The 24300-nt window shown below is 63.9% G+C and carries 18 protein-coding genes; 4 read left to right on the top strand and 14 right to left on the bottom strand.

From position 1 onward, the window contains the following. Positions 1-195: 195 nt before the first annotated feature. A complete protein-coding gene (locus M728_RS16015; protein ID WP_026619455.1) occupies positions 196-1539 on the top strand; it encodes a folylpolyglutamate synthase/dihydrofolate synthase family protein in 1344 nt (447 codons plus the stop codon). A 308-nt stretch (positions 1540-1847) separates the two neighbouring features. On the opposite strand, the gene trxA is transcribed toward M728_RS16015, so the two are convergent. From trxA to M728_RS16075, 12 genes are all read right to left on the bottom strand, one after another. Next, positions 1848-2171, bottom strand: coding sequence for a thioredoxin (trxA, locus tag M728_RS16020; RefSeq protein ID WP_026615260.1), 324 nt, complete (start codon positions 2169-2171; stop codon positions 1848-1850). Between the two features lie 81 nt (positions 2172-2252). Further along, a complete protein-coding gene (addA, locus tag M728_RS16025; RefSeq protein ID WP_026619454.1) occupies positions 2253-5819 on the bottom strand; it encodes a double-strand break repair helicase AddA in 3567 nt (1188 codons plus the stop codon). Beyond that, the gene (gene addB, locus M728_RS16030; RefSeq protein ID WP_026619453.1) at positions 5809-8997 is read right to left on the bottom strand and encodes a double-strand break repair protein AddB; all 3189 of its coding nucleotides are present in this window, start codon (positions 8995-8997) and stop codon (positions 5809-5811) included. Before addB ends, addA begins: the two co-directional genes overlap by 11 nt. A gap of 1 nt (position 8998) precedes the next feature. Next, complete coding sequence (locus M728_RS16035) at positions 8999-9730, bottom strand: nucleotidyltransferase family protein (RefSeq protein WP_026619452.1); 732 nt, start codon at positions 9728-9730, stop codon at positions 8999-9001. A gap of 9 nt (positions 9731-9739) precedes the next feature. Continuing rightward, on the bottom strand, positions 9740-11251 hold the full coding sequence (gene tsaE, locus M728_RS16040) for a tRNA (adenosine(37)-N6)-threonylcarbamoyltransferase complex ATPase subunit type 1 TsaE (RefSeq protein ID WP_026619451.1): 1512 nt from the start codon (positions 11249-11251) through the stop codon (positions 9740-9742). Further along, complete coding sequence (locus tag M728_RS16045; protein ID WP_051440840.1) at positions 11252-13681, bottom strand: PAS domain-containing sensor histidine kinase; 2430 nt, start codon at positions 13679-13681, stop codon at positions 11252-11254. It lies immediately after the preceding gene. Between the two features lie 341 nt (positions 13682-14022). After that, entirely contained in the window at positions 14023-15423 is a 1401-nt protein-coding gene (ahcY, locus tag M728_RS16050; RefSeq protein WP_026619449.1) for an adenosylhomocysteinase, read from the bottom strand. A 235-nt stretch (positions 15424-15658) separates the two neighbouring features. Next, positions 15659-15952: an HPr family phosphocarrier protein gene (locus M728_RS16055; protein WP_026615253.1), complete on the bottom strand. Its 294-nt coding sequence runs from the start codon at positions 15950-15952 to the stop codon at positions 15659-15661. Beyond that, positions 15949-16350 carry a PTS sugar transporter subunit IIA gene (locus M728_RS16060; RefSeq protein WP_026615252.1) on the bottom strand — a complete coding sequence of 134 codons (402 nt, stop codon included), beginning with the start codon at positions 16348-16350 and terminating at the stop codon, positions 15949-15951. Before M728_RS16060 ends, M728_RS16055 begins: the two co-directional genes overlap by 4 nt. 156 nt (positions 16351-16506) lie before the next feature. Beyond that, on the bottom strand, positions 16507-16929 hold the full coding sequence (locus M728_RS16065; RefSeq protein WP_370906476.1) for an HPr kinase/phosphorylase: 423 nt from the start codon (positions 16927-16929) through the stop codon (positions 16507-16509). Positions 16930-16961: 32 nt separating this feature from the next. Further along, positions 16962-18749 carry a two-component system sensor histidine kinase ChvG gene (chvG, locus tag M728_RS16070; protein WP_026619447.1) on the bottom strand — a complete coding sequence of 596 codons (1788 nt, stop codon included), beginning with the start codon at positions 18747-18749 and terminating at the stop codon, positions 16962-16964. 216 nt (positions 18750-18965) lie between these two features. After that, positions 18966-19691 carry a response regulator transcription factor gene (locus M728_RS16075; RefSeq protein WP_026615249.1) on the bottom strand — a complete coding sequence of 242 codons (726 nt, stop codon included), beginning with the start codon at positions 19689-19691 and terminating at the stop codon, positions 18966-18968. 331 nt (positions 19692-20022) lie between these two features. On the opposite strand from M728_RS16075, the gene M728_RS16080 reads away from it, so the two are divergent. From M728_RS16080 to M728_RS16090, 3 genes are all read left to right on the top strand, one after another. Beyond that, a complete protein-coding gene (locus M728_RS16080) occupies positions 20023-21633 on the top strand; it encodes a phosphoenolpyruvate carboxykinase (RefSeq protein WP_026619446.1) in 1611 nt (536 codons plus the stop codon). A 109-nt stretch (positions 21634-21742) separates the two neighbouring features. Then, positions 21743-22177 (top strand): alternative ribosome rescue aminoacyl-tRNA hydrolase ArfB, encoded by a 435-nt coding sequence (gene arfB, locus M728_RS16085; protein ID WP_026619445.1) that lies wholly within the window; start codon positions 21743-21745, stop codon positions 22175-22177. Between the two features lie 103 nt (positions 22178-22280). Continuing rightward, positions 22281-22892: an alpha-ketoglutarate-dependent dioxygenase AlkB gene (locus tag M728_RS16090; protein WP_026619444.1), complete on the top strand. Its 612-nt coding sequence runs from the start codon at positions 22281-22283 to the stop codon at positions 22890-22892. A gap of 77 nt (positions 22893-22969) precedes the next feature. Here the strand turns inward: M728_RS16090 and coaA are convergent, their stop codons facing one another. Together coaA and M728_RS16100 are read right to left on the bottom strand one after the other, a co-directional pair. Beyond that, complete coding sequence (coaA, locus tag M728_RS16095) at positions 22970-23965, bottom strand: type I pantothenate kinase (RefSeq protein WP_026619443.1); 996 nt, start codon at positions 23963-23965, stop codon at positions 22970-22972. After that, the gene (locus tag M728_RS16100) at positions 23962-24285 is read right to left on the bottom strand and encodes a phosphoribosyl-ATP diphosphatase (protein ID WP_026619442.1); all 324 of its coding nucleotides are present in this window, start codon (positions 24283-24285) and stop codon (positions 23962-23964) included. Before M728_RS16100 ends, coaA begins: the two co-directional genes overlap by 4 nt. Between the last annotated feature and the right edge of the window lie 15 nt (positions 24286-24300).

Here is a 24300-nt window from a genome sequence, read left to right on the forward strand (position 1 = left end):
CGTGTTCTTCGTGGACGAGTTGTCCTCGCTTCGGGAACGGTGATCTGGACACGGTCAACCAGTCCGGCTCCGGCGCGCCGCGCGGCTAAATCAGACGCGCAAAGGTCGCTTTAGCATTTTGACTTGCTGCATGATTCTGTCCTTAAGTCGATATAGGAATCATGAGAGCAGTGAATCAGTTTCGGGGCCATAACCATGACGGCGGCGCAGGTTAGCGAAGCGGCGCAGGAGATCGAGAAGCTTCTCGCCCTGCACCCCAAGGGGTTCGACCTTTCGCTCGACAGGATCACCCGCCTTCTGGCGGCGCTCGGCAATCCCGAGCAGCGTCTGCCACCGGTGATCCACGTTGCGGGCACCAACGGCAAGGGCTCAGTCACGGCCTTTTGCCGGGCGATCCTCGAAGCCCAGGGCCTCAGCGTCCACGTGCATACGTCGCCGCATCTCGTCAATTGGCACGAGCGCTATCGGCTCGGCGTCAAGGGCGGCAAGGGGACGCTCGTCAGCGACGGCGTCCTTGCGGACGCCGTGCGGCGCGTGGCCGAGGCCAACGGCGGTCAGAAGATCACCGTCTTCGAAATCCTGACCGCAGTCACCTTCCTGCTTTTCGCCGAGCATCCGGCGGATGTCGCGATCATCGAAGTCGGTCTCGGTGGCCGCTACGACGCAACGAACGTCATCGCCCGGCCGGCCTGCTCCGTCATCATGCCGATCTCGCTCGATCATCAGGCCTATCTCGGCGACCGTGTCGAATTGATCGCCGCGGAAAAGGCCGGAATCATGAAGCGCGGCTGCCCGGTGGTGATCGGCCATCAGGACGACGACGGCGTGCGCGAGGTTCTGGTCGCGACCGCCGAGCGACTCGGCTGCCCGATATCCGTCTATGGCCAGGATTTCATGGCGCATGAGGAGTTCGGGCGGCTAATCTTTCAGGACGAGAACGGCCTTGCGGATCTGCCGCTGCCGCGCCTGCCGGGCCGGCATCAATATGCCAACGCCGCAGCCGCGATCCGCGCCGTCAGGGCTGCCGGCTTCGATGTTTCGGAGACGGCGATCGAAAAAGGGCTCGCCGGCGTCGACTGGCCGGGGCGGTTGCAGCGTCTTGCCGGCGGCCGGCTATCACATCACGGACCGCAGAACGCCGAGATCTGGATCGACGGCGGGCACAATCCCGGAGCAGGCCAGGTCATCGCCGAAGCCATGGCGACCTTCGAAGAACGCGAGCCGCGGCCGCTGTTCCTGATCATCGGCATGATCAACACCAAGGATCCGGTCGGTTATTTCAAAGCCTTCCTCGATCTCGCCGAGCAGGTCTTCACGGTGCCGATCCGCGGCTCCGATGCGGGGCTCGACCCCGTCGCGCTTGCGGCGGACGCCGCCTTCGCCGGCCTGGAGTCGAATGCTGCCTCGTCGGTCGCGGAGGCACTCGGCCAGATCGCTGAGCTGACTGAAGAGGACCCCGTACCGCCGCGCATCCTGATCGGCGGCTCGCTCTACCTCGTTGGCGACGTGCTCGCGGAGAATGGCACGCCGCCGCGGTAAGGTGCGAAAGATTCCCCGGGCACACCCTCTCCGTGGTCATCCTCGGGCTTGACCCGAGGATGACGATCATCAGGGATGACGCGGTGCAGCAGCGGGAGAATGAGGGTGAAGGACAAACATGGCCCCCGCGCCTACTGCATGTTTCCTTAAATCGTACCCGATTTAAGGACAAAAACATGCAGCAATTCAAAGCGCTACAGCGTCCTTTGTGCGTCTGAAAAGACGCACGGCGCTGTAGTCTCCTCTGAGTGGCAAGAAAAAGCCCGGACGAGCCGGGCTTTCGATAGCTTCAGGAGTTAACCGACGCCTCAAGCCGCTGCGTTCGAAATCCAGGAGCTCAGTGCCGTCTTCGGAGCGGCACCGACCTTGATGTCGGCGACTTCGCCGGCCTTGAACAGAGCGAGCGTCGGGATCGAGCGGACGCCGTATTGGGCGGCGAGTTCCGGGTTTTCATCGATGTTGAGCTTGGCAACCTTGACCTTGCCGGCGAGCTCGGTGGCGATTTCTTCGAGGCTCGGCGCGATCATTTTGCACGGGCCGCACCATTCTGCCCAGAAGTCGACGACGACCGGTTCGGCGGAGTTCAGAACTTCTTTTTGAAAATTGGACGCATCGACTTTTACAGTAGCCATCGGTTGCTCCTTCGGAATGGCAATGTCCATATGTTGTGCCTCATGTGAGGCATCGCCACTGGATTTTCAATATCGTGTATCTCACTTTGTCGCGAGCTCTTCAAGGCTCCTGTCTAGCATCGACTCGGGAAGCGCTCGGATAGCCGGGCCCTCCGTGAAGATCAGCACGCAATGGAAACGTTTGCCGGGGTAGAGAGGTTTCAACAGCTCGCGATAGATCGCAAGCTGCGTCCGGTAGACGGGTGCAATCCCGTCGAGCGTGGAGGGCACCTGGCGATTGGTCTTGTAGTCGGCGATCGTCACCGTGTCGTCGGAGACGGCCAGGCGGTCGATCCGGCCGGAGACGGCGAACTCGCGCCCGCCGAGCCTGAGCGTTCCCATGACGGAAACTTCCGCCCGGCTCTGCTCGCCGAAAAGCCCTTGCAGCTCCGGGTGCTCCAGCACGTCGGCCACCGCGTCGGCCAGCGCCCGGCGATCCGCCTCCGGCCAGCGCGGCACGGAGCGGCTGAGATATCGCTCCGCGGCGGCATGGCGCTCAGCCCCTTCGATCGACGGGAGAACCTGCAGCATGCGGTGAAGAATCGCGCCGCGCAGCATCGAAGATTTCGGCGCAGCCTTCTCCGCGAAGATGGCCGATCCGACGATCGACTCGTTCCCCGGGTCATCAATGGCGATAGTCGTGCCGGAAGGAGCAAGAGGCCGCGGCAGGCGGCGCGGCGGCGGCAAAGGAGTGAAAAGCGCTCCCGGCAGGCCGGACGGCGCCTGTTGCGGCTCGACCCCGGCTTCCTTTGCCGGCAAGTCGCGCGGCACATGCGTCTCCCGCCATATGAGACCGGACCATTCCTCGCCCCCGGCGCTGAAGACCGTCGGCGCCGCACGGCCCTTCAGGTCCCGCGCAAGAGTTCCCTGCACCATGGCGTGCCAGGTATCGACGTTCTGCCGCTGGCCGCGATAGCCGCAGACGATCAGGCGGTCGGCCGCGCGCGTCATGCCGACATAGAGAAGGCGGCGGTATTCCTCCTCGGCAAGCTGTTTCAGCCGCTCGTTGTCGGCGGCGATCAGCGAATTCGAGGTCGAACCCGGCGCGCGCCAGACCGGCACCGACAGCACCGAGCGGTCGGGCTGCGGCTTCTCCAGAAAGCGCAGGTCCGGCACCTGTTGGCGGACGAACGCCTCGCCGCCGCCGTCCACCAGGAAGACGACCGGTGCTTCGAGGCCCTTCGCCGCGTGCACGGTCATCACGCGAACCTCGTTGCGCTCCTTGTCCTGTTCGCGTTTCACCGTGGGCGCTTCGATTTCAAGCGTCGAGATGAAGGCCTGGAGGCCGGGCAAGCCGCTCCTCTCGTGATCGAGCGCAAAGGTCAGGAATTCGTCGAGAATGTCGCTGACTTCGCTGCCGAGCCGCGCCAGGAAAGCGCGCCGGCCACCATGGGCTCCAAGAATCCGGGCATAAAAGTCGTGCGGGAGCAGGTCCCGGGCAAGGACGCGGTAACTGGCGAGGATCTGCACCATTCGATGAAAGCGGCTCGTCTCCTCGGTGCCGAGGTGCTGCAGCCTCTCCCAGAGGCTTTCGTCTTCCGCTCGCCGCGCCGCGAGCTCGAATATGTCGTCTTCACCGAGATCGAAGAGCGGGCTTTTTAGAAGCGCGGCGAGGGAGAGATCGTCCTCCGGCAGAAGCACGAAGCGGCCGAGCGCCAGCAGGTCCTGGACGGCGATATGGCTCGTCAGCACGAGACGGTCGGCACCGGCAACCGGAATATTGCCCCGCCGCTTGAGCGCGCGTGTCAGTGCGTTGACGAAGGCATCGCGCTTGCGCACGAGCACGATGACGTCGCCCGGGCGCATCGGTCGCCGCACGCCCTTTTCGATCACGGTTTCTTTGCCGATCCAGTCTTGGAGAACCGCCGCAATGCGCCGGGCAAGGATGTTCACCGGCGCGCGTTCGGGTGTCGCATCGAAGGGAGCCGTCCAGTCCTCGTCCGCCGCCGTCGCCTCGGGCGCGATCACATCCCACACGTCCACGGCGCCGGGATGGCCGATCCGGTTCGAGGCGTGCACGATCGCCTCGTTCCGGGCGCTGAGGCCTTTCGCGTTGCCCGGATTGGCGAAAACGGTGTCGACGGCGGAGAGCACGTCGACGGTCGAACGGAAGGAAAGTTGCAGGCCTATGGGGCTGAAATGCTTGTTGCCGGCGCGTACCCGCCGCTCGGTCACGATGCGCTCGCGCGAGAAACGCTCCGGGCGCGCGCCCTGGAAGGAATAGATCGACTGCTTCTCGTCGCCGACGGCGAAGATCGTCCGGTCGTCCGCCCGCGCCGTTTCGCCGGCGAAGAAATCGGACGCGAGCGCCTGGATGATCGTCCATTGCGCTGGGCTCGTATCCTGCGCCTCGTCGACGAGGATGTGGTCGATGCCCTGATCAAGCTTGTAGTGGACCCAGGCACCGACGTCGCTGCGAGAAAGCAGGGCAGCGGTGCGGTGGATCAGATCCTCAAAGTCGAGCTGGCTGCGAGCCTTCTTGAGAGCCTCGTAATCGCGGTTCAGCCTCTCGGCAAGGATGAGGGCGGCGCGCGTCGCCTCATACATCCGCACGATGCCCAGCCGGTCGACTGAGGCGAGCATGTGATCGCGCGCTTCTGCGACGAGAGCTTCGAGGTGCGGCGCCTCGCGCCGTATTGCGGCATTCAGGAAGGTGGATTCGGCCTTCGGCTTGCCGCCTCCGTTGAAGAAAAGCTCCATTAGCTTGGCATAGCGCCCCGGCGTATCCTCCATGTCGCGGACGTACCGCAAGCCTTCTGCGATAGCAGAGGGCTTGGCGCCGCCAAGACGTAGGCCCACCTCGATATAGTCATCGAGTGCCGCGCCGTTGAGGCCAGCGAGCGGCCAGGCCTTGGCCATGACCGTCTCCGCCGTCTCGCCCGGCTTGAGGCCGAGGGCCGAGCGCAGATGCGTTTCCATTCCGTCTCGCCCTTGGACGCGGTCGAGAAAGGCCTGGATCGGCCCCCGGCCGGCGACGATCGCCGTGAGCAGCTTTTCGAGGCCGGTGTCGTCGGCAAGGTCGAGAACCGTGGCGAAGGCATCGGCCAGTTCCTTGTCGTCCGCCGCCGCCGTCGCCGTGAGCAGCGCTCGGCGCGCGTCCGCAAGCAGGACCGCCGCAGCGCGGTCGTCGAGAACGGAAAAATGCCCGGCGACATTGGCCTCCAGCGGAAACTGGTGCAGCAGGGCTTCGCAGAAGGCGTGAATCGTCTGGATCTTCAGTCCGCCCGGCGTTTCCAGAGCCCGGGCGAAAAGCCGTCGCGCCTCATGGATCTTCGCAAGCGGCGGACGCTTCCCCTCGACCGCTTCGATGCGCTTCTCGAGCGCCGCATCGTCGAGCATCGCCCATTCGGCGAGCTTCTCGAACACCCGGTTAGACATTTCGGAAGCTGCCGCCTTCGTATAGGTGAGGCAGAGGATCGCCGATGGCCGACAGCCGGCGAGCAGCAGCCGAATGACGCGCTGCGTCAGCACGTGCGTCTTGCCCGACCCGGCATTGGCGGAAACCCACGCGGAGCGTGCCGGATCGGAGGCGAGCGCCTGCCGCGCGGTCGTCCAGTCGAGCCACGCCTCCGGTGTCTTCTCCTCCGGGCCGCAGAGATCATTCCTCATCGTCGTCGTCACCGTCCGTGGTTGCCCATTCGGCGACCCGCGCCAGATGATCGTATTCCCCTCCGTAGTCTCGTTCCTTCTGGACGATCAGGCGCGAGGCGAAGCCGTGCCTGCCGCTCATCAGGGCGGCGAGCAGCTTTTTCAGTTCCGCAAGCGATTCCTCCGCCAGTTGATCGGTGGATTTGGCCTCCTTCGACCGGCTGTTCTCGTTGTTGACCGTATCGACGGCAAAGCGGCTGCCGGGCTTCAGCCGGACGTAGCGCAGCGAGTGCGGCCTGGCGGGCCCGACGGCGCGGAAGGCGCCGGCCTTAAGGGCCGCCGCTTCGAGCGCGAGCTGCGGGTCGAGCAGGGCTCGCGCTTCCTTGGGCGAGGGGCTCGATCCGGTCTTGTAGTCGATGATATCGATCGTTCCGTCCTTAAGCCGGTCGAGGCGGTCGGCGATGCCGGTCAGCCGGATGTCGGCAAGCCCGAGTTCCATCGACGCGGGAACCTCCGTGAAGGACTTCTGGATGCCGGGGCGGCGCTTCCGTTCCCAGGCGAGGAAAGCCCTTCCGACGGCTTCGAAGCGCGGCCGCCAGATGGTGTCGATATGCGCCGGCAGCCTCTCCTCGTCGAAGGCCTCGTGAAGAAGCCGCAGCATCGCCTCTTCGCCTTCCTTCAAGGCGGGATCGAAGCCGCCCTTGACGAAACGGTCGACGATCCGGTGATAGAGCAGCCCGCGTTCGGCGGCGCCCGGATCGCGATTGAACGGATCGATCGGCGTGAGCCTGAGGATCCGCCGCGCGTAGATCGAGTAGGGATCGCGGCGAAGCCGCGTCACCTCGCTGAAGGAATATTTGCGCGGCTGCAACTCGGCCGGCGGTCTCGGCTCCGGCCGATTCGCCAGCGGCTGGCGGTCGCCTTCGTCGAGAATGCGCATCCATTGGAGATAGGCTGCGCCGTTGGCCTTGAGCAGCTCGGTCAGTCTTTCGCCGCCGAGTGCCTGTAGGCGCTGGAGCCATCGCGAGGCGACGGTCGGCGCCGAGCCCTGACGCATGGAGCGGGAGAAGATCAGCCGTCGCGTGCCGCAGGCCATCTGGAAGTCGTGCGCGAGCTGGCCGATGCGCCTTTCCGGCGGTTCGAGGCCGATGCCGGATTTCATGGTCCGCGACAGGAACGGATCGTTTGAAGTCTGGCCCGGCCAGGTGCCCTCGTTCATGCCGCCGAGCACGACGAGATCGACGCTTTGCAGGCGCGACTCGAGAGCGCCGAAGATAAAGACGCGGGGATGGCGCATCGATCGCGGCTTGACCGCTTCGCTGGCGGCAAGGGCCTCGACGATGTCGCACCATTGCGGCCCGTCGGCCTCCATCTGGCCCTCGGTCTCGATGATGCCGGCGAGCAGCCTCGCCAATGTTTCGCCGGCTTCCGAAGCCCAAAGGTCGCCGAGGCTGCCGCGTTCGTCAATGGCGACTGCCTCCAGTGCGCGGCCGGTTCGTTCTGCCCAATCGGCCAAGGTCAGCACCAGCGAACGGTGGCGGCCACCTTCCGCGCAGGTTGCGATCGTGCTCGCAAAGGGTTCGATCGCGGATGCGATGCGCCGGACGAGTGACCGTGCCAGCGCGATGTCGTCCTCCTTGATGCCGCCGCGCCATGGCGGCGGATGCCGGTCGGTGCCGTGGTTCTCGAGCGCCTTTTCGAGCGTCGCTTCCAACGTCGAGATGTCAGCTACATCGGTACCGCCGCGCAGCGCCACGAGTTCCAGCGTGTCCGCAGCCCGGCGCGCATTTTCCGCCGTCTCGCCGAAGCGAGCGAGCGGATGCTTGAGGAGGGCGACCAGGGGGACCGGGTCGTCGGGCCTGAGCGTCGCTTCGACAAGAAGCCGCGTGAGCGCGCCTGCCGGCGTTGCCGAGAGCGGGACACCGGCCGAATCGTCGGCCTCGATGCCGAAGCGGGCAAGTTCGGCACCGACCCGGCGCGCAAGACCGCGATCCGGCGTGATGAGCGCCGCCTGGCTCTCTTCGTCGCCTTCGAGCGCCAGTCTCAGCGCAATCGCAATGGCCGTCGCCTCCTCGCGTTCGTTCGCCGCCTCGATCAGGGCCACGTCGGCGAAAGCTGAAAGAAGCTTTTCCTCTTTCAACTCCGCACGGGCCTCAGTCCAACTGTCCGTCGCTTTCGCCGGCAGAAGCGCGCGTGACAGGACGGTGCTACGATAGTCAAGGGCGCTGTCGGCCGAGTTCAGCACGGGCACGTCGTCACGCTCGATGCCCATGCGCTTCAGGAGGCGGTGGAAACCATACTGAGGGTGGGTGCGGCTGGCCGGGTCTCTCGCAAAGAGACCGGAAATGGGGCCTGCCGCCTCGCCCGCAATCAGCTCCCATTCCGCATCGCTCATGTCCTTGTCGAGGCCGGGGAGCACGACCGTGCCGCTCGGCAATGCCTTCACCGCGGCAATGAGCGCAGCGGTCGCCGGAATCGAACCGGTCGAGCCGGCGATGATGATCGGACCGGTCACCTTGCCGGCGGCGATGCGCTGGGTTTCGGCCTTGAGCACGGCATTGCGGTGGCGGGCCGGCGAGGAGTGTTTGAGTTCGTTGAGCCGCTCCGGCCAATAGGTTCGGGCGATCTTCAGGAAGGCGAGCGTCAATTGCCACCAGAGCGCATGTTCGCCGCCGTCGAGCCCGTCCAGCTGATCCCAGGCAAGCTCTTCGGTCTCGATGGCGTCGATCAGTTCGGCGAGATTGCGCGCGAGCCAGATGGCGTCGGCGGGGCTTGCCGGGGCGATCAGCGGGCTTTCGGCATGGATGTCGAGGACCACCTGCGGCAGGTGGTTGCGCCAGGCGAGGATGAGGCGGCCGAGCTCGATCAGCCGCGAGGTGCCGGAAAGCGGCGGCGCAAGATCGAGGATCGCCGGCACTTCCGTCTCGAAGAAGCCGCTGTCGTCGTCGGTTTCGCCGAGCGCGCGGATCACCGGCAGGATTGCCGAGCGGCCGCCGAGCAGATCGACGAATTCGGAGCGCAGAACGCGCGCCGAGCGGCGGGTCGGCACGAAGATCGTTACCCCGGCAAGGGCGAGCGGATCGGCCGGGTCGTAGCGGAAGTCCGGCGTGAGCGCGCCGCTCAAGAGCGCTTCCGTGAGCGTCCTCAAGAAGGGCAGGCCGGCGGGAATGGTGAAGACGTTCGAGCTTCCTCCGGGCACGTCATCCTCCCGGGCGAAAACGCCGGATTGTCGCCTCGGCCTCCGCGATCGCTTCAGGCGTGCCGACCGTCATCCAATGGCCGTCGAGCATCAGGCCGAAAAGGCGCCCCTTGGCGATTGCCCGGTCGAAATAGATGTTGAGGTTGAATGCGTCGGCGGGCGCATCGGCGAAAAGCCGCGAGTCCATGGCGATCGCACCGGCATAGACGACGGGATTTTCCATGCCCTCTTGATAACGCGTCAGTATCCCTTCCGCCGAGAGAGAGAAATCCTTCTTGCCGTTGTGTCCGGTCGTGTCCTCCAGACGCACGCAGAGCAGCGCCATGTCCATGCGCTCTGGATCGAAATAGCTGGCGAGCCTCTGCAGATTGCTCGGTTCTCCGGCCTTCTCGCCGACCCAGAAGAGATCGGCATTCATGACGAGGACCGGCCCATCATCGAGCAGTTTCAAACCCTTGGCGAGCCCGCCGCCGGAATTCATCAGCGCCTCCCGCTCGTCGGAAATAACGATATGCGGCGCCTCCCGACGGCCGAGGTGCTCCTCCATCTGATCGGCGAAATGATGGACATTCACGGCGGCCTTGGTCACGCCCGCGGCGGTGAGCAGGTCCAGCACATAGTCGATCATCGGCTTGCCGGCGATGCTGACGAGCGGCTTCGGCAGTGTGTTGGTGATCGGCCTGAGGCGCGTGCCCAATCCGGCCGCGAGCACCATGGCATTGGTAATGGGCATGATTTCCTGTCAGTTGGCTGATTCGGGAGCCAGGATTCCAGCCTTAATGCACCATTCGCGCAAGGGTGTCAGCACCTCGTGGGAAAGTGCATGCCCGAGATAGGCGAAGGTGCGCGGCATATGTCTCATATAGCCGGGTTTGCCGTCGCGCTGCATCAGCCGCACCCAAATGCCGGCGAGCTTGCAGTTTCGCTGCGCGGCCATCAAATGCCAGTCGCGCAAGAAAGCCGCCTCGTCGAAAGCGCCGGAGGCCCTGCGCTCGGCGATATAGACATCCATCATGCGGTCGGCCAGGTCGCGGTCGATCGTTACGCGCGCGTCCTGCACGAGCGCGGCGACGTCATAGGCCGTAGGGCCGATCATCGCGTCCTGGAAATCGATGATGCCGACGCGGTCGCGGCCGGTGCGGTCGGCACGCCAGAGGATGTTGGGCGAGTGAAAGTCGCGCAGCAGCAGGTTCTTCTCCGCCGAGGCGAGAACGTCGATGAGATGGTCCCAGATTGCAAAGTAGTCTTTCCGCTCCGCCTCGGAGGCCGGTGCGCCGCGCTTCCACGGCAGGTGCCAGTCGACCAAAAGACTCGTTTCGATTTTGATCGCGGTTCGGTCGAAGTCGGGAATGCGATGGACGATGCCCTCCGCGATCGCAATCTCGCGCTCGGCCGGTGCCGCATGGAGGCGGGCGAGCACCCGCGCGCCCTCGATGTAGCGCTCGGCGACGGGTCGGCCGTCAGCATCGATGATGCCCTCCGAGCCCAGATCTTCGATCAGCAGCAGGCCCAGGTCCAGGTCGCGCGCGTAGATCGCCGGCGCCGCGAAGCCGCGTTTGCGCAAGAATTCCGAGATCGCGACGAAGGGAATGACGTCTTCGGCGATGTGGGCGAGCTGCTGATAGTATTTGCCGTCCTGCAGGATCGGGCCGGGCTTGTGCTTGGGCGCGTCCATCAGAATCTTCGTCGGCTCGCCGTCGTGCGTGTGGATGCGCTCATAGGCCCGCACGGAAGCATCGCCGCTCAAGTGCCGCCGGCGGGCGCCGGCGTGACCGGCTTCCGTCAGGAAGCTCCGGATGGCAAGCGAACGGGTGATCCGGTTGAAGGCGGCCTCGGGGGCGGCGATTCGCAAGCGCCGTCCTTCGCCCTCGTGCGAGAAGGTCAGGGTGATCCGGTCGGCCGGCAGCGCCTCTTCCGCCTTCTCGGGCCACTCGACCAGACAGATGCCTTCGGAAAGCGCCTCGTCGAAACCGAGCTCGTCCAGTTCGGAAGCGTCAGCGAGGCGATAGAGGTCGAGATGGGCGACCGGGATCCTGAGATCGTAGCTTTGCACCAGGGTGAAGGTGGGGCTTGGCACCTCGAGCGCCTCGTCATCGGCCATCACCCGGAGAAAGGCCCGCGCGAAGGTGGATTTTCCGGCCCCGAGATCGCCCGAGAGGGCAACGCAATCGCCGGCCTTCAGTGCTAGCGCTAGGTCTTCGCCGAGCTCGATGGTGGCGGCTTCGTCCTTCAGCAGAAGTTCCAGAGACTTCATCTATTCCGCCGCGATGATCTTCGGCATTTCGGCGGAGGGAATGCGGCAGGTGACTTCCGTGCCTTCACCCTCCTTGCTGCGGATCGAGACCGCGCCGCGGTGCAGGCTGACGAAGCTCTCGACGATTGAAAGCCCGAGACCGGCGCCGCCGCGCTGGCCGTAGCTCTCGAAGCGGTTGAAAACGGTGTTGAGCACGTCCTGCGGAATCCCCGGACCGGTGTCGGTGACGGAGAAGAGAAAGTCGCTGCCTTCCCGCCAGCATTTCAGGTCGATCATGCTGCCGTCGGGCGCGAAATTGGCGGCATTGGTCAGAAGCTTGATGAAGATCTGCTTCAGTCGCTGCTGGTCGGCAATGATGCGGCCGAGACTGTCAGGGGCGTCGACGCGGAGCGAAACGCCGCTCTCGGCGAGGCGATCCGCCATCTGCTGCGCCACGTCATCGAGCAGGTCGACGAGGTTCACCTCCGACATGTCGAGCTCGACAATGCCGGCGTCGACGGTCGCGAGATCGAGGATGTCGTTGACGATTGTGAGTAGCAGCGAGGAGGAAGTGGCGATGTGATCGACATATTCCGCCTGGCGCTCGTTGAGCTCGCCGAAGGTGGGCGTCTTCAAGAGATCGGCAAAGCCGATGATGTTCGTCAGCGGCGAGCGCAGCTCGTAGGAAACGTGGTGGACGAAATCGTTCTTCAGCGCGTCGGCCTTGCGCAGCGCCTCGTTTTTCTCGGTCAGCGCCCGCTCGACGCGCACGCTGTCGGTGATGTTGACGAAGGTCAGCATCGTCTGGGCGTTCGGCAGCGGGATCACGGCATAGTCGAGGATCAGCCCGGTGCGCAGTTCGAGGATGCCGCGGCTCGACGGCCTCTCGTCGTCGAAACTTGTGATGATATGGGCGAAGCGCTTCCAACCATCCGGCTGGTCGTAGGAGGCGAGGCAGGCCTGCTCGATCGCGCGGATATGGGTGCCGGGCTTCGCCTCCGCCTCGCTGACGCCCCAGATTGCCCGGAAGGCCGGGTTCGACAGCCGAATGCGGCCGTCCGGCCCGAAGACGGCGACACCTTCGGCGAGATGGTCGATCGTTTCGCCCTGCACCTGGACGAGCGTGTTGTAGCGGGTTTCGAGGTCGACCTTCTCCGTCAGGTTTTCGAAGACCCAGGTCGCGCCGCCCTGAGGCCGCGCGGTGGCGAAGACGCGCAACGTCTGGCCGTTCGGCAGGTGCCAGAGGTCGGACTGCGTGTCGAGAGCCTGATAGACCGAAAGCGCGTTCGCCTTCCATTGCTTCCAGTTGAGCTGCTCCGGCAGCTTGCCGCCCGCACGCAAACGATCGAGGATCTCGCCATTGTCGGGCTTGCGCTCGAGGAAACCCATGTCGAGGCCCCAGAGACTCTGGAAAGCCTGGTTGTAGAATTGCAGGCGCTGATCGCCGTCGAAGATGGCGACCGGCGTCGCCAGATGCTCAAGCGTCTCGGCGTTGCTCTTGAGCGTCCGCGCCAGTTCCTCGCGCACGGCCTCGATACTGGAAACGTCGATGGCGATCCCGGCCGAACCGGCCGGGCCGCGGGCGTCGACGACCTCGAAGAAGGTCCGGTTGCCCTTGACCACGGTCGAGACCTTGTCGCGGAAAGGCGTGTCGAAGGTCGAGACGGCGCGGATCTTCTCGCGCGCCGCGGTTGCGAGCAGCTCGCGGCCCTCGGCGACGGCCGCGTTCGCGCTCGCCGTTTCGACCGCTTCGGCGTAAGCCGCGTTGACCCATTCGAGCTTGCCGTCGGTGCCGCGCTGCCAGGCGGGAAGATCGACCGCGTCGAAGAGATTGCGGAAGGTGGCGAGCGAGGTATGCAGCCGATCGCGCTCGAGCTTCAGTTCGGCGAGTTCCGCCCTCAGATTGTTAAGCGCGATGAAGCGTACGAAGGCCCGTCCGCCGGAAACGCGGCCCTGAGCTTCGAGAACTTCGTTGCGCTGCGTTTCGAGCACCAGATCGAAGCTTTGCGCCTGGGCACGCAGGGCTTCGATCGCTTTCTCGAGCTGACTTGCCGAATGCGGCTTGATCCAGCGTCCGAAGGCAAGAAAATCGCGGTCGTCCTGCGGCGCCCCGGTTTCGACCGGAAGCTGACCGAGGAATTCGGGGCGTTCGGCGAGCCCGTCCCAGATAACGATGCGCCTGTCCTTGTCGGCGATGAGCGCCTGGAAGCGGGAAATACGCTGGTTCGCGTCGGAAAGATTGGCCCGCAGCTCGCGGTTTTCCGCTTCGATATTGCCGCGTTGCCGGATGAGCCAGATCGCCGAAATCATCGCCGCGGAAATGACGCCGATCAGCACCGAGAAGGTCACCACCTCGGAGGTGCCGAATATCGTTCTGGCGACCGGAGCGGACGCCTGGGCGGCCGCGTCGCTGGCCGCGAGCAGGACCGTTCCGGCGAGAAGCCGCCGCATCAACGTCGGCGCCTTCCGCTCGCTCGAAATCGTGGATCGTTCTGGTTTCACGGCGTCATCCCCGTTCGTCCGGAAATCGCCCCTGACCGCGCGCCGCCTTGCGCTGAAGCCCTCGCAGAGGGCTCCGTCAGTCCCCATCGCATTCCCGGTCCGTCTCCGTCTCTTTGCCGCACATCCGACAAGACATCCCCGTTCGCCACGCCGGCTGCTCCAGCGTCACGAATCAATGACTTAAGCATACTTGTTTGAAGAATCGGCGGAAAGTGCGCGGTCCAAAAAAGAGGCCGCGATCTCTTGTCAAGATCGCGGCCACAAGATGTTGTGGATTGCCCGGGTAAGGATTAGTACCTGTAGTGTTCCGCCTTGAACGGGCCCTGCGGCTTCACGCCGATATAGGCGGCCTGTTCCTCCGACAGCTCGCTCAGCTTGGCACCGAGCTTGGCAAGATGCAGGCGCGCCACCTTCTCATCGAGCTGCTTCGGCAGCACGTAAACCTCATTCTTGTAGCTCGCGCCCTTGGTGAAGAGCTCGATCTGCGCCAGGACTTGGTTGGAGAAGGAGGCCGACATCACGAAGGACGGATGGCCTGTGGCGTTGCCGAGGTTGAGCAGGCGGCCTTCGGACAGGAGAATGATACGGTTGCCCTTCGGGAACTCGACGAGGTCGACCTGCGGCTTCACGTTGGTCCACTTCAGGTTCCGGAGCGCCGAGACCTGAATCTCGTTGTCGAAGTGGCCGATATTGCCGACGATCGCCATGTCCTTCATCTCGCGCATGTGCTCGATGCGGATCACGTCCTTGTTGCCGGTCGTGGTGATGAAGATGTCGGCGGTCGAGACGACGTCTTCGAGCTGGACCACTTCATAGCCGTCCATGGCGGCCTGCAGGGCGCAGATCGGGTCGATCTCGGTGATCTTCACGCGTGCGCCGGCGCCGCTCAGCGAGGCGGCGGAACCCTTGCCGACGTCGCCATAGCCGCAGACCACGGCGACCTTGCCGGCCATCATCACGTCGGTGCCGCGGCGGATGCCGTCGACGAGCGATTCCTTGCAGCCGTACTTGTTGTCGAACTTCGACTTGGTGACGCTGTCGTTGACGTTGATCGCCGGGAAGGGCAGGAGGCCCTTGGCCTGGAGCTGATAGAGACGATTGACACCGGTAGTCGTCTCTTCCGTCACACCCTTGATGGCGTCACGCTGCTTGGTGAACCAGCCCGGCGTTGCGGCAAGGCGCTTCTTGATCTGCGCGAAGAGGATTTCCTCCTCTTCCGAACCGGGATTCGCGAGCACGTTCTCGCCGGCTTCGGCGCGCGCGCCGAGCAGGATGTACATGGTCGCGTCGCCGCCGTCGTCGAGGATCATGTTCGACAGGCCGCCATCGGCCCACTGGAAGATCTTGTCGGTGTAGGACCAGTATTCCTCGAGTGTCTCGCCCTTGACGGCGAAGACCGGAATGCCGCGCGCGGCGATGGCCGCAGCGGCGTGGTCCTGCGTTGAGAAGATGTTGCACGAGGCCCAGCGGACTTCGGCGCCGAGCGCGACCAGCGTCTCGATCAGCACGGCGGTCTGGATGGTCATGTGCAGCGAACCGGTAATGCGGGCGCCCTTCAGCGGCTGCGATGCGCCGAACTCCTCACGGCAGGCCATCAGGCCCGGCATTTCCGTTTCGGCGATGGCGATTTCCTTGCGGCCGAAATCGGCTAGCCCGATATCGGCGACAATATAGTCCTGAGTTGCGGTCATGGAGTTCTCCAGGCTGATCCTTTGGGCCGCCGGCCCTATGGCGAGTTGGCGGCGTGACATGCCTCCCGCGCTTCGAGATCACGGGGAGAGTGCGTTCGGTCTATCAGGAATCACCGGAGAGGGCAACCATCATATAAAGAGGTCTTTATATGTTTATATCAGTGCCGGCGGGAGAAGGATATATGTGTCGCCCCACGTCTCCGCTTGCGGGGAGAGAACTAAGGTGAGGGGCAATTCAAATCTCTTCGCCGAATTTGTCCCGCACCAGCGCGTCGAGCGCGTTGAGGGCCTCTTCCGCCTGGGCTCCGCTGGCGGTGACGAAGACGGTGCAGCCGGTGCTGGCGGCCAGCATCATCAGCCCCATGATCGACGTGCCGCCGACCGTCATTCCGTCTTTGGATACAGTGATCTCGGCATCATAGGCCTCGACCGTCTGCACGAATTTCGCGGAGGCCCGCGCGTGCAGGCCTCGCTTGTTGATGATGAGCAGCTCGCGCGTCAGCACCGTGTCCGGGCGGTGATCCATCATTTTCCACTCAGAACGCGGCTGGCGACATTGATGTATTTGCGTCCCGCCTCGGAGGCTTCGACAAGCGCCTTGTCCATGTCGCTCTCGCCGCGCACGCCCGCGAGCTTGATCAGCATCGGCAGGTTGACCCCGGCGACCACTTCGACGCTGCCGCCGCGCATGACGGAAATGGCGAGATTGGAGGGTGTACCGCCGAACATATCCGTCAGGATGATGACGCCGTTGCCCTCGTTGGCTTTCTCGACGGCGTCGAGGATATCCTGGCGCCGCTGATCCATGTCGTCCTCGGGGCCGATGCAGACGGTCTCGATGAATTTCTGCGGACCGACAACGTGCTCTAATGCATGCCGAAACTCATCCGCCAGCTTGCCATGCGTGACAAGCACAAGTCCGATCATGGGTATCTTTGCTCCAACTGCATATGCAACTCGGTGATGGTCAGATATCGCACTGCAGCAATTTCGTCCACCTATTGGGGCGGCCATCTTGGCAAGGAAAAGGCGAAGTGCAAGCCCAAAATGCCGAAAAAGCAGCCTTCCTGCCTTTGAATAAGGCTAAAGTCCTAATTTTTCAGGCGATAGAGCGACGAGTGCATCGACGGGCGACAGTGGCCCTTCAACGGGAAGACGCAACAGCGGCAGACTTCGCCCGATTTGAAGCGGCAGTTCCTCCTGCTCCGGCGGCATGCGGGGATCGAAAGGGGCCCTTGACGGCGTGATGGCCCATTCGAGAACGCAGGCCGAGATGGTTTCAACCTCCGCGATGCCGCTGCCCCGAACCTCGATCAGACCGCGAATGGCGGCGGGGCAGCGCGCGACGATCCGGTCGTTTTCCAGCGAAAGATCCACCCGATCGTCGGCGACGAGTGCCGCGAAGCGGCCGCGACGCCGCACCTCGTAAATGCAGGCAAGCGCCAGTGCCGACTTGCCCGAGCCGGAAGGCCCGGTGACAAGGAAGCCCGTCGTGCCGAGAACCATGGCCGTGGCGTGGATGTTGCAGCTCGCAGCGCTCACGGGTGCGGCTCGGCCGGCAGCGAGAGAATGAAGCGCGCGCCGGTCACGTCGCCGCCCTTGCCGACAATATTCTCGGCCTTGAGCGTTCCGCCATGCGCCTCGGCGATCTGGCGCGAGATCGAAAGCCCGAGGCCCGAGTTCTGGCCGAAATCCTCGCCCTCCGGTCGGTCCGTGTAGAACCGTTCGAAAATCCGGTCGATGTCTTCCGCCTGGATGCCCGGGCCGTTGTCTTCCACATAGACGAGACAGCGCGAGCGCGAGCGGGTCAGTCGGATGATGATGCGGCCATTCGGTTCGGGAACGAAGGAGCGGGCGTTCTCGATCAGGTTGGTGATGATCTGGCCGATGCGCAGCTCATAGCCGCTGACGACGAAGCTCGCCCTCGGATTGTCCTTGCGATCGACGACGAAGTCGAGCAGCACCTGTTTCTTCTTGCCGCGGATCTGGCGGGAAATATCGATGAGGTCGCCGAGGAGCTTTTCGAGATCGACCTTCTTCGCGTCGCTGCGGGCAAGCTCGGCATCGAGCCGTGAGGCGTCGGAAATGTCGCTGATCAGCCGGTCGAGGCGCCGGACGTCGTGCTGGATGACGTCGAGCAGCCGCTTCTTCGATTCCTCCGTGCGCGCCAGCGGCAGCGTTTCGACGGCGCTCCTCAGGGACGTGAGCGGGTTCTTGAGCTCATGGCTGACGTCGGCAGCGAAATTCTCGATCGCCGCAATGCGGTCGTAGAGCGCTGTCGTCATTTCGCGCAGCGCCACCGAGAGGTTGCCGATCTCATCCTGGCGGGAGGAGAAGTCGGGGATCTCCTCGCGTTCCTTGGCACCGCCGCGGCGCACGCGGATGGCAGCGGCCGACAGCCGCCTGAGCGGATTGGCAATCGTCGAGGATAACAGCAGCGACAGGATGACGTTTACGAGCGCCGCCACGCCGAAGACGCGGATGATCGCCAGCCGCTCGGCATGGACGATCTTGTCGATGTCGCCCGCCTGCGTCGAGAGAAGCAATACGCCGAGGACGGCGCGGAAACGCTGCACCGGTACCGCCACGGAAACGATGAGCTCGCCCTTCTCGGTGACGCGCACGACGGCGCCGCGCACGCCGGTGAGCGCGTTCATCACCTCGGGGTAAATCGAGCCGTTGCCGCCTGGCGGCTCCTTGTAGAGCGGCAGGTCGCCTGGCTGTAAGAGCCGGTTGAACCAGGTGCTGATCCTTTCCGTGACGCTCGGAGTTTCCGGATCGACCGGCGGCAGGTCGAAACGAAGCACTTGGCCGCCGCTGTAGAGGTGGCGCGAGTCGAGGAGCAGGTCGGCATCGGCATCGAACAGGCGCGCGCGCGTGCGCGTCGGCGAGATCAGTCTTCTGAGAACCGGCGCGACACGTTCCTGGATGATCGGGAATTCGAGGTCCTCGTCGCTCGGCAGCGGCGTGATGCTCTCGCCGGCCTGCAGCTCCAGCAGCTTTTCCGGATCGATGGTGATCGAGTTGGTGTCGACCGAGGCGGAGGCGGAAATGGCGCCGGCGATGATCTCGCCCTGCGTCAGCAGGCTTTCCACCCGGGCGTCGATGAGGCCCTCGCGGAACTGGTTCAGATACATGATCCCGCCGACGAGAACGACGAGCGCCACGAGGTTGAAGAAGACAATGCGTCGCGTAAGGCTCGAGAAGACGGCGTTGCCGAACAGGCGCCGGATCAGCGTAAACGGATGCGCCCATCGGCGCTGCCCGCGCGACGCTGCGCTCCGTCCGTCAGAATCTTCGATCTCGCCCTGCAAGACTGCTACCAAGTCTTCCGCTCCCGCGACGGACTTCCGTCGCCTTGCTTTCCTTGCACCGGCGGTTCGAGCCGGCGCGCCTTCCGCCAACGCCCTGCGCACGACTGGCCGAGGTCCGGGGCGGAATGGCACGAAGCGGACCGCAGCCACCTCCATTGCCGTCTGCGATCAGCCGTGGCTGCGGTTCTCAATGAGCCACAATCGGCGCGAAGGCAAGCCCGCGACCGTTCAGGCCGTCTCGCGGAAGCGGTAGCCGACTCCGTAGAGGGTTTCGATCATGTCGAAGTCGCCGTCGACCATCTTGAACTTCTTGCGAAGCCGCTTGATGTGGCTGTCGATCGTCCGGTCGTCGACATAGACCTGCTCGTCATAGGCGGCATCCATCAGCGCGTCGCGGCTCTTCACGACACCGGGGCGCTGCGCCAGCGAATGGAGGATCAAGAATTCCGTGACCGTCAGCGTCACCGGTTCGTTCTTCCAGGTGCAGGTGTGGCGCTCCTGGTCCATGACAAGCTGACCGCGCTCGAGCGAGCGGGATGGCGCCTCGCCGTTTTTGGCCGCGCCGCCGGCAGCGGCAGCGGCGGCGTCGCGAGTTGGCGCCCGGCGCAGGATCGCCTTCACCCGCTCGACCAGCAGACGCTGCGAGAAGGGCTTGGTGATGAAATCGTCCGCCCCCATCTTCAGGCCGAAGAGTTCGTCGATCTCCTCGTCCTTGGAGGTGAGGAAGATCACCGGCAGATCGGACTTCTGTCTCAACCGCCGCAGCAGTTCCATGCCGTCCATGCGTGGCATCTTGATGTCGAAGATTGCCAGATGCGGCGGGCGCGCCAAGAGGCCCTCGAGTGCGGAAGCACCATCGGTATAGGTTTCGACCTTGTAGCCCTCGGCTTCGAGGGCGATCGACACCGATGTCAGGATGTTGCGGTCGTCATCGACAAGCGCGATGGTCTGCATCGTAGTTCAACTCCGTCTTTGGGGTCCGGCGCCGGAATCCACCTTTGAGAACGGCGGCAGCGCGAGTCACGGATGCGTTACTTGAGTATAAAGGTGGAACAAATTGTGGCGAAGTACAAAAGCACCTGATCCCGTCCCCCGGAAATCCTGTGAAAAATAGCTTCCCGCGCCCTGTGATTCAACCGATTAAAAAATGCATATTTTTCTTTAAATCGATTAATGTACTGATATCATTATTGTTTTAGCAAGCCGTGTCTTGTCTTGCGCTGACCTTGCCGGTATGTTCCGACGAAATTCAACGCCAATGGCCAAACACGAAGGAAGCTTGACCATGGATGAGCTTGGCAGCCGCAACCCCTCGAACGGACTGGAAACGCTCGGATTCTCGGACCTCTCGGTCGTTCGCTATAACTTCGAGGCGGGGCAGCTTTACGAGGAGGCCCTTCGCCGCGGCGAAGCTCAGTTGACCGCCCATGGCGCCCTCAGCGCTCGTACGGGCCAGCACACCGGCCGGTCCCCCAAGGACAAGTATGTCGTGCGAGACGCCGCAACGGCCGATCAGATCTGGTGGGACAACAACAACCACATCTCTCCGGAAAACTTCGAGCGCCTTCGCCAGGACATGCTGGCGCACGCCAAGGGCATGTCGCTCTATGTGCAGGACCTGATCGGCGGCGCCGATCCGGAAAACGCCCTGCCGACGCGCGTCGTCACCGAATTCGCATGGCATTCGCTCTTCATCCGCAATCTCTTGATCCGTCCGGAGCGTGAGGCGCTGGCGACTTTCCAGCCGAAGCTGACGATCATCGACCTGCCGAGCTTCAAGGCCGATCCGGCGCGCCACGGCTGCCGCAGCGAGACGATCATCGCCTGCGACCTGACGAACGGTCTCGTGCTGATCGCCGGCACCTCCTATGCCGGCGAGATGAAGAAGTCGGTCTTCACGGTGCTCAACTACCTCCTGCCGAAGAAGTCGGTCATGCCGATGCACTGCTCGGCGAATGTCGGCCCCGCCGGCGACACCGCGGTCTTCTTCGGCCTCTCCGGTACCGGCAAGACGACGCTCTCGGCTGACCCGAACCGCACGCTGATCGGCGATGACGAGCACGGTTGGGGCGAAAAGGGCGTCTTCAACTTCGAAGGCGGCTGCTATGCCAAAGCCATCCGCCTGTCGGAAACGGCCGAGCCGGAGATCTACTCGACGACGCGGCGCTTTGGCACGGTCATGGAAAACGTCGTTCTGGACGAGCGGCGCGTTCCCGATTTCGACGACGGATCGCTCACGGAAAACACCCGCATCGCCTATCCGCTCGATTTTATTCCGAACGCCAGTGAGACCGGCACGGCGCCGCAGCCGCGCACCATCATCATGCTGACGGCCGATGCCTTCGGCGTGATGCCGCCGATCGCCAAGCTGACGCCGGAACAGGCGATGTATCACTTCCTCTCCGGCTACACCGCCAAGGTCGCCGGCACCGAAAAGGGCGTAACGGAACCGGAAGCGACCTTCTCGACCTGCTTCGGCGCCCCCTTCATGCCGCGTCATCCGTCGGTCTACGGAAACCTGCTCAAGGAGCTCATTGCCAAGAACGGCGTGACCTGCTGGCTGGTCAACACCGGCTGGACCGGCGGCGCCTATGGCACCGGAAGCCGGATGCCGATCAAAGTGACGCGTGCCCTGCTTTCCGCCGCGCTCGACGGCTCCTTGAACGGCGCCAACTTCCGTACGGATGCGCATTTCGGCTTTGCGGTGCCGGTATCAGTTCCGGGTGTCGACGACCGTATCCTGGACCCGCGTTCGACTTGGGCCGACGGCGCCGCCTATGACGTCCAGGCCCGCCGTCTGGTCGACATGTTCATCGCGAACTTCGCCAAGTTCGAAAGCCATGTCGACGGCAGCGTACGCGACGCCGCTCCAGGCGCCAAGGTTGCCGCCGAATAATCGCGATGCCATGATTCACGTGAAACCCGGCCGCCTGCGGCCGGGTTTTGCATTTGCGTGGTCGTTCTCAAGCGCACGACTCTGTGCCATAGAACGCTGAGGAGCGAACATGGCAAGCGAACCGCTTTACATCGACGAGAATATCGTGATCGCCGGCTGGGAGCTGACGGAGCAATTCGTGCTGGCCGGCGGACCGGGCGGACAGAACGTCAACAAGGTGTCGACGGCCGTCCAGCTTTTCTTCGATGTCCAGGCTTCGCCGTCGCTGCCGGAGCGCGTCAAGGCCAATGCGCTGAAACTGGCGGGCCGCAGGGTCTCCAAGGATGGCGTGCTGATGATCGAGGCCAATCGCTTCCGCAGCCAGGAGCGCAACCGCGAGGACGCCCGCGATCGGCTGAAGGAACTGATCCTGAAGGCGGCAGAACCGCCGCCTCCGCCGCGCAGGAAGACGAAGCCGACGCGCAGTTCCATCGAGCGGCGGCTGAAGGAGAAATCCGGCCGCGCCGAGGTCAAGAAGCTGCGCGGCCGTCCCGAGGGCGAGTGAAGTCTCCAAGGCCGCTTTCGGGTGGTCCTGAGCGCCCGCGGGCGCTAGTTCATTTCGTGACGTGGAACGGCCAGACAATGCGTGATAACGGAAGAAGCTGGCAATGCTGGTGCTGCCGAAAGGCGTGAGACATATTCCGGGCTTTCTCGACCGTTCGCGGCAAGAGAAACTGGTCGAGGCCGTTCGCGCGATCGTCGCCGAGGCGCCGCTCTATGTGCCGGAAATGCCGAAGACCGGCAAGCCGATGTCGGTGCGCATGACGAATTGCGGTTCGCTCGGTTGGGTCACCGATCGTGAGCGCGGCTACCGCTACCAGGCAGAGCATCCGGTGACTGGCAGGCCGTGGCCGCCGCTGCCGAACATGCTGCTCGAAATCTGGCGCGCCGTTTCGGGAAGCGACAAGACGCCGGAGGCCTGCCTCGTCAATTTCTACTCGGCCGACGCGCGCATGGGTTTGCACCAGGACAGGGACGAGCGCGACCTCGAAACCGCCGTGGTTTCGATCTCGCTCGGCGATAGCTGCCTCTTCCGTGTAGGCGGCAAGACGCGCGGCGGGCAGACCGTGTCGTTCAGGCTCGAAAGCGGCGACGTCGTCGTGCTCGGCGGCGAAGGACGCCTCGCCTTCCACGGCGTCGATCGCATCTATCCGAATACCTCGACGCTCTTGAAGAACGGCGGCCGCCTCAATCTGACGCTGCGGCGGGTCAATCCTTAACAGGCAGAGGGGCTTTCAACGCCCGCTTTCCCGATTTTATCGATCGAAGGTCGAAAGCCGTTGGCTACCTCTATCGCTCAGAGCTTCCTCAGCGCCACCGTCTGGGTCAGGTGGTTGGGCCCCTTCTGCAGGATGAGGTCGGCGCGCGGACGTGTCGGCAGGATATTCTGGTGCAGGTTCTTGAGATTGATGTTGTGCCAGAGCCCTTCGGCGATCGCCCGCGCCGCGTCCTCGCCGATCGTCGCGTAGCGATGGAAGAAGGACTGCGGGTTCTGAAACGCCGTCTCGCGCAGGCGCATGAAGCGGCTCACATACCAGCTGTGGATCAGACTCTCTTCCGCGTCGATATAGATCGAAAAGTCGAAGAAATCCGAGACCATCGGCACGATTTTGCCGTCGGCGGGCAGATTGCGCGACTGCAAGACATTGATTCCCTCGAAGATCAGAATGTCCGGCCGGTCGATAACCTGGAACTGGTCGGGGATGACGTCGTAAGTCAGGTGCGAATAGGTCGGTGCCTTGACGTTCGGCCGGCCCGCCTTGATCGCCGAGAGGAATCTGAGCAGCGCGCCGATGTCGTAGCTCTCGGGGAAGCCCTTGCGATCCATCATGTTTTCCCGCTGCAGGATCGCGTTCGGATAAAGGAAGCCGTCCGTGGTGACGAGATCCACCTTTGGGCTCGAGGGCCAGCGCGCAAGCAGCTCGGCGAGGATGCGCGCGGTCGTCGACTTGCCGACGGCGACCGAGCCGGCGATGCCGATGACGAAGGGCGTCTTCGTTTCGTCCGACATGCTGAGGAAGCGCTTGCGCTGGTGAAAGAGGAGCTGCGAGGCTTCGACATGGGCCGAGAGAAGCCGCGACAGCGACAGATAGATCTGCCGCACCTCGTCGAGATCGACCGGGTCGTTGAGCGAGCGCAGCCGCGTGACCTCGTCGGACGTCAGCGTCAGCGGCGTATCGGCGCGAAAACGCGACCATTCCTCGGCGGAGAAGACGTGATAGGGCGAATATTCGCCGCCTTTGAGGTTGCCCGGAACGTCCACCGGTTCGATGTCTTTCGCGGCGATGCTCATGGATTCTGCCGGTTTGCCTTCTCCTGCAGGCCGGATTGGCTCGTCCGCCTGGCCAGTTCGCTCATCACATCCTGCAACGGGACGGCGGCGATATTCAATACGACCATAAGATGATAGAGGAGATCGGCACTCTCATCGACCAGATTCTTCCGATCGTCGCGGATCGCCGCTATCACCGTTTCCACCGCCTCCTCTCCGAGCTTCTTGGCCGCCTTCTGCTGGCCGGCCGCGACGAGCTTCGCGGTCCAGGAGTCCTCCGGCGCCGCCTTGGCGCGGGTCGCCACGATCTTCTCCAGGTCGGAGAGAGTGAACTCGGTCATGGTCAGATCCCTTTT

It is taken from the genome of Ensifer sp. WSM1721, assembly GCF_000513895.2.
Lineage (GTDB): Bacteria > Pseudomonadota > Alphaproteobacteria > Rhizobiales > Rhizobiaceae > Sinorhizobium.

Bases quoted from the DNA above. Each gene is read 5' to 3' on its own strand.
- tsaE (WP_026619451.1), bottom strand. From the start codon at position 11,251: ATGAAGTCTCTGGAACTTCTGCTGAAGGACGAAGCCGCCACCATCGAG.
- M728_RS16045 (WP_051440840.1), bottom strand. From the start codon at position 13,681: ATGCGGCGGCTTCTCGCCGGAACGGTCCTGCTCGCGGCCAGCGACGCG.
- trxA (WP_026615260.1), bottom strand. From the start codon at position 2,171: ATGGCTACTGTAAAAGTCGATGCGTCCAATTTTCAAAAAGAAGTTCTG.
- arfB (WP_026619445.1), top strand. From the start codon at position 21,743: ATGGCAAGCGAACCGCTTTACATCGACGAGAATATCGTGATCGCCGGC.
- addA (WP_026619454.1), bottom strand. From the start codon at position 5,819: ATGAGGAATGATCTCTGCGGCCCGGAGGAGAAGACACCGGAGGCGTGG.
- M728_RS16035 (WP_026619452.1), bottom strand. From the start codon at position 9,730: ATGCCCATTACCAATGCCATGGTGCTCGCGGCCGGATTGGGCACGCGC.
- M728_RS16075 (WP_026615249.1), bottom strand. From the start codon at position 19,691: ATGCAGACCATCGCGCTTGTCGATGACGACCGCAACATCCTGACATCG.
- M728_RS16055 (WP_026615253.1), bottom strand. From the start codon at position 15,952: ATGATGGATCACCGCCCGGACACGGTGCTGACGCGCGAGCTGCTCATC.
- M728_RS16060 (WP_026615252.1), bottom strand. From the start codon at position 16,350: ATGATCGGACTTGTGCTTGTCACGCATGGCAAGCTGGCGGATGAGTTT.
- ahcY (WP_026619449.1), bottom strand. From the start codon at position 15,423: ATGACCGCAACTCAGGACTATATTGTCGCCGATATCGGGCTAGCCGAT.
- M728_RS16015 (WP_026619455.1), top strand. From the start codon at position 196: ATGACGGCGGCGCAGGTTAGCGAAGCGGCGCAGGAGATCGAGAAGCTT.
- M728_RS16090 (WP_026619444.1), top strand. From the start codon at position 22,281: ATGCTGGTGCTGCCGAAAGGCGTGAGACATATTCCGGGCTTTCTCGAC.
- coaA (WP_026619443.1), bottom strand. From the start codon at position 23,965: ATGAGCATCGCCGCGAAAGACATCGAACCGGTGGACGTTCCGGGCAAC.
- M728_RS16065 (WP_370906476.1), bottom strand. From the start codon at position 16,929: ATGGTTCTCGGCACGACGGGCTTCCTTGTCACCGGGCCTTCCGGCTCG.
- M728_RS16080 (WP_026619446.1), top strand. From the start codon at position 20,023: ATGGATGAGCTTGGCAGCCGCAACCCCTCGAACGGACTGGAAACGCTC.
- M728_RS16100 (WP_026619442.1), bottom strand. From the start codon at position 24,285: ATGACCGAGTTCACTCTCTCCGACCTGGAGAAGATCGTGGCGACCCGC.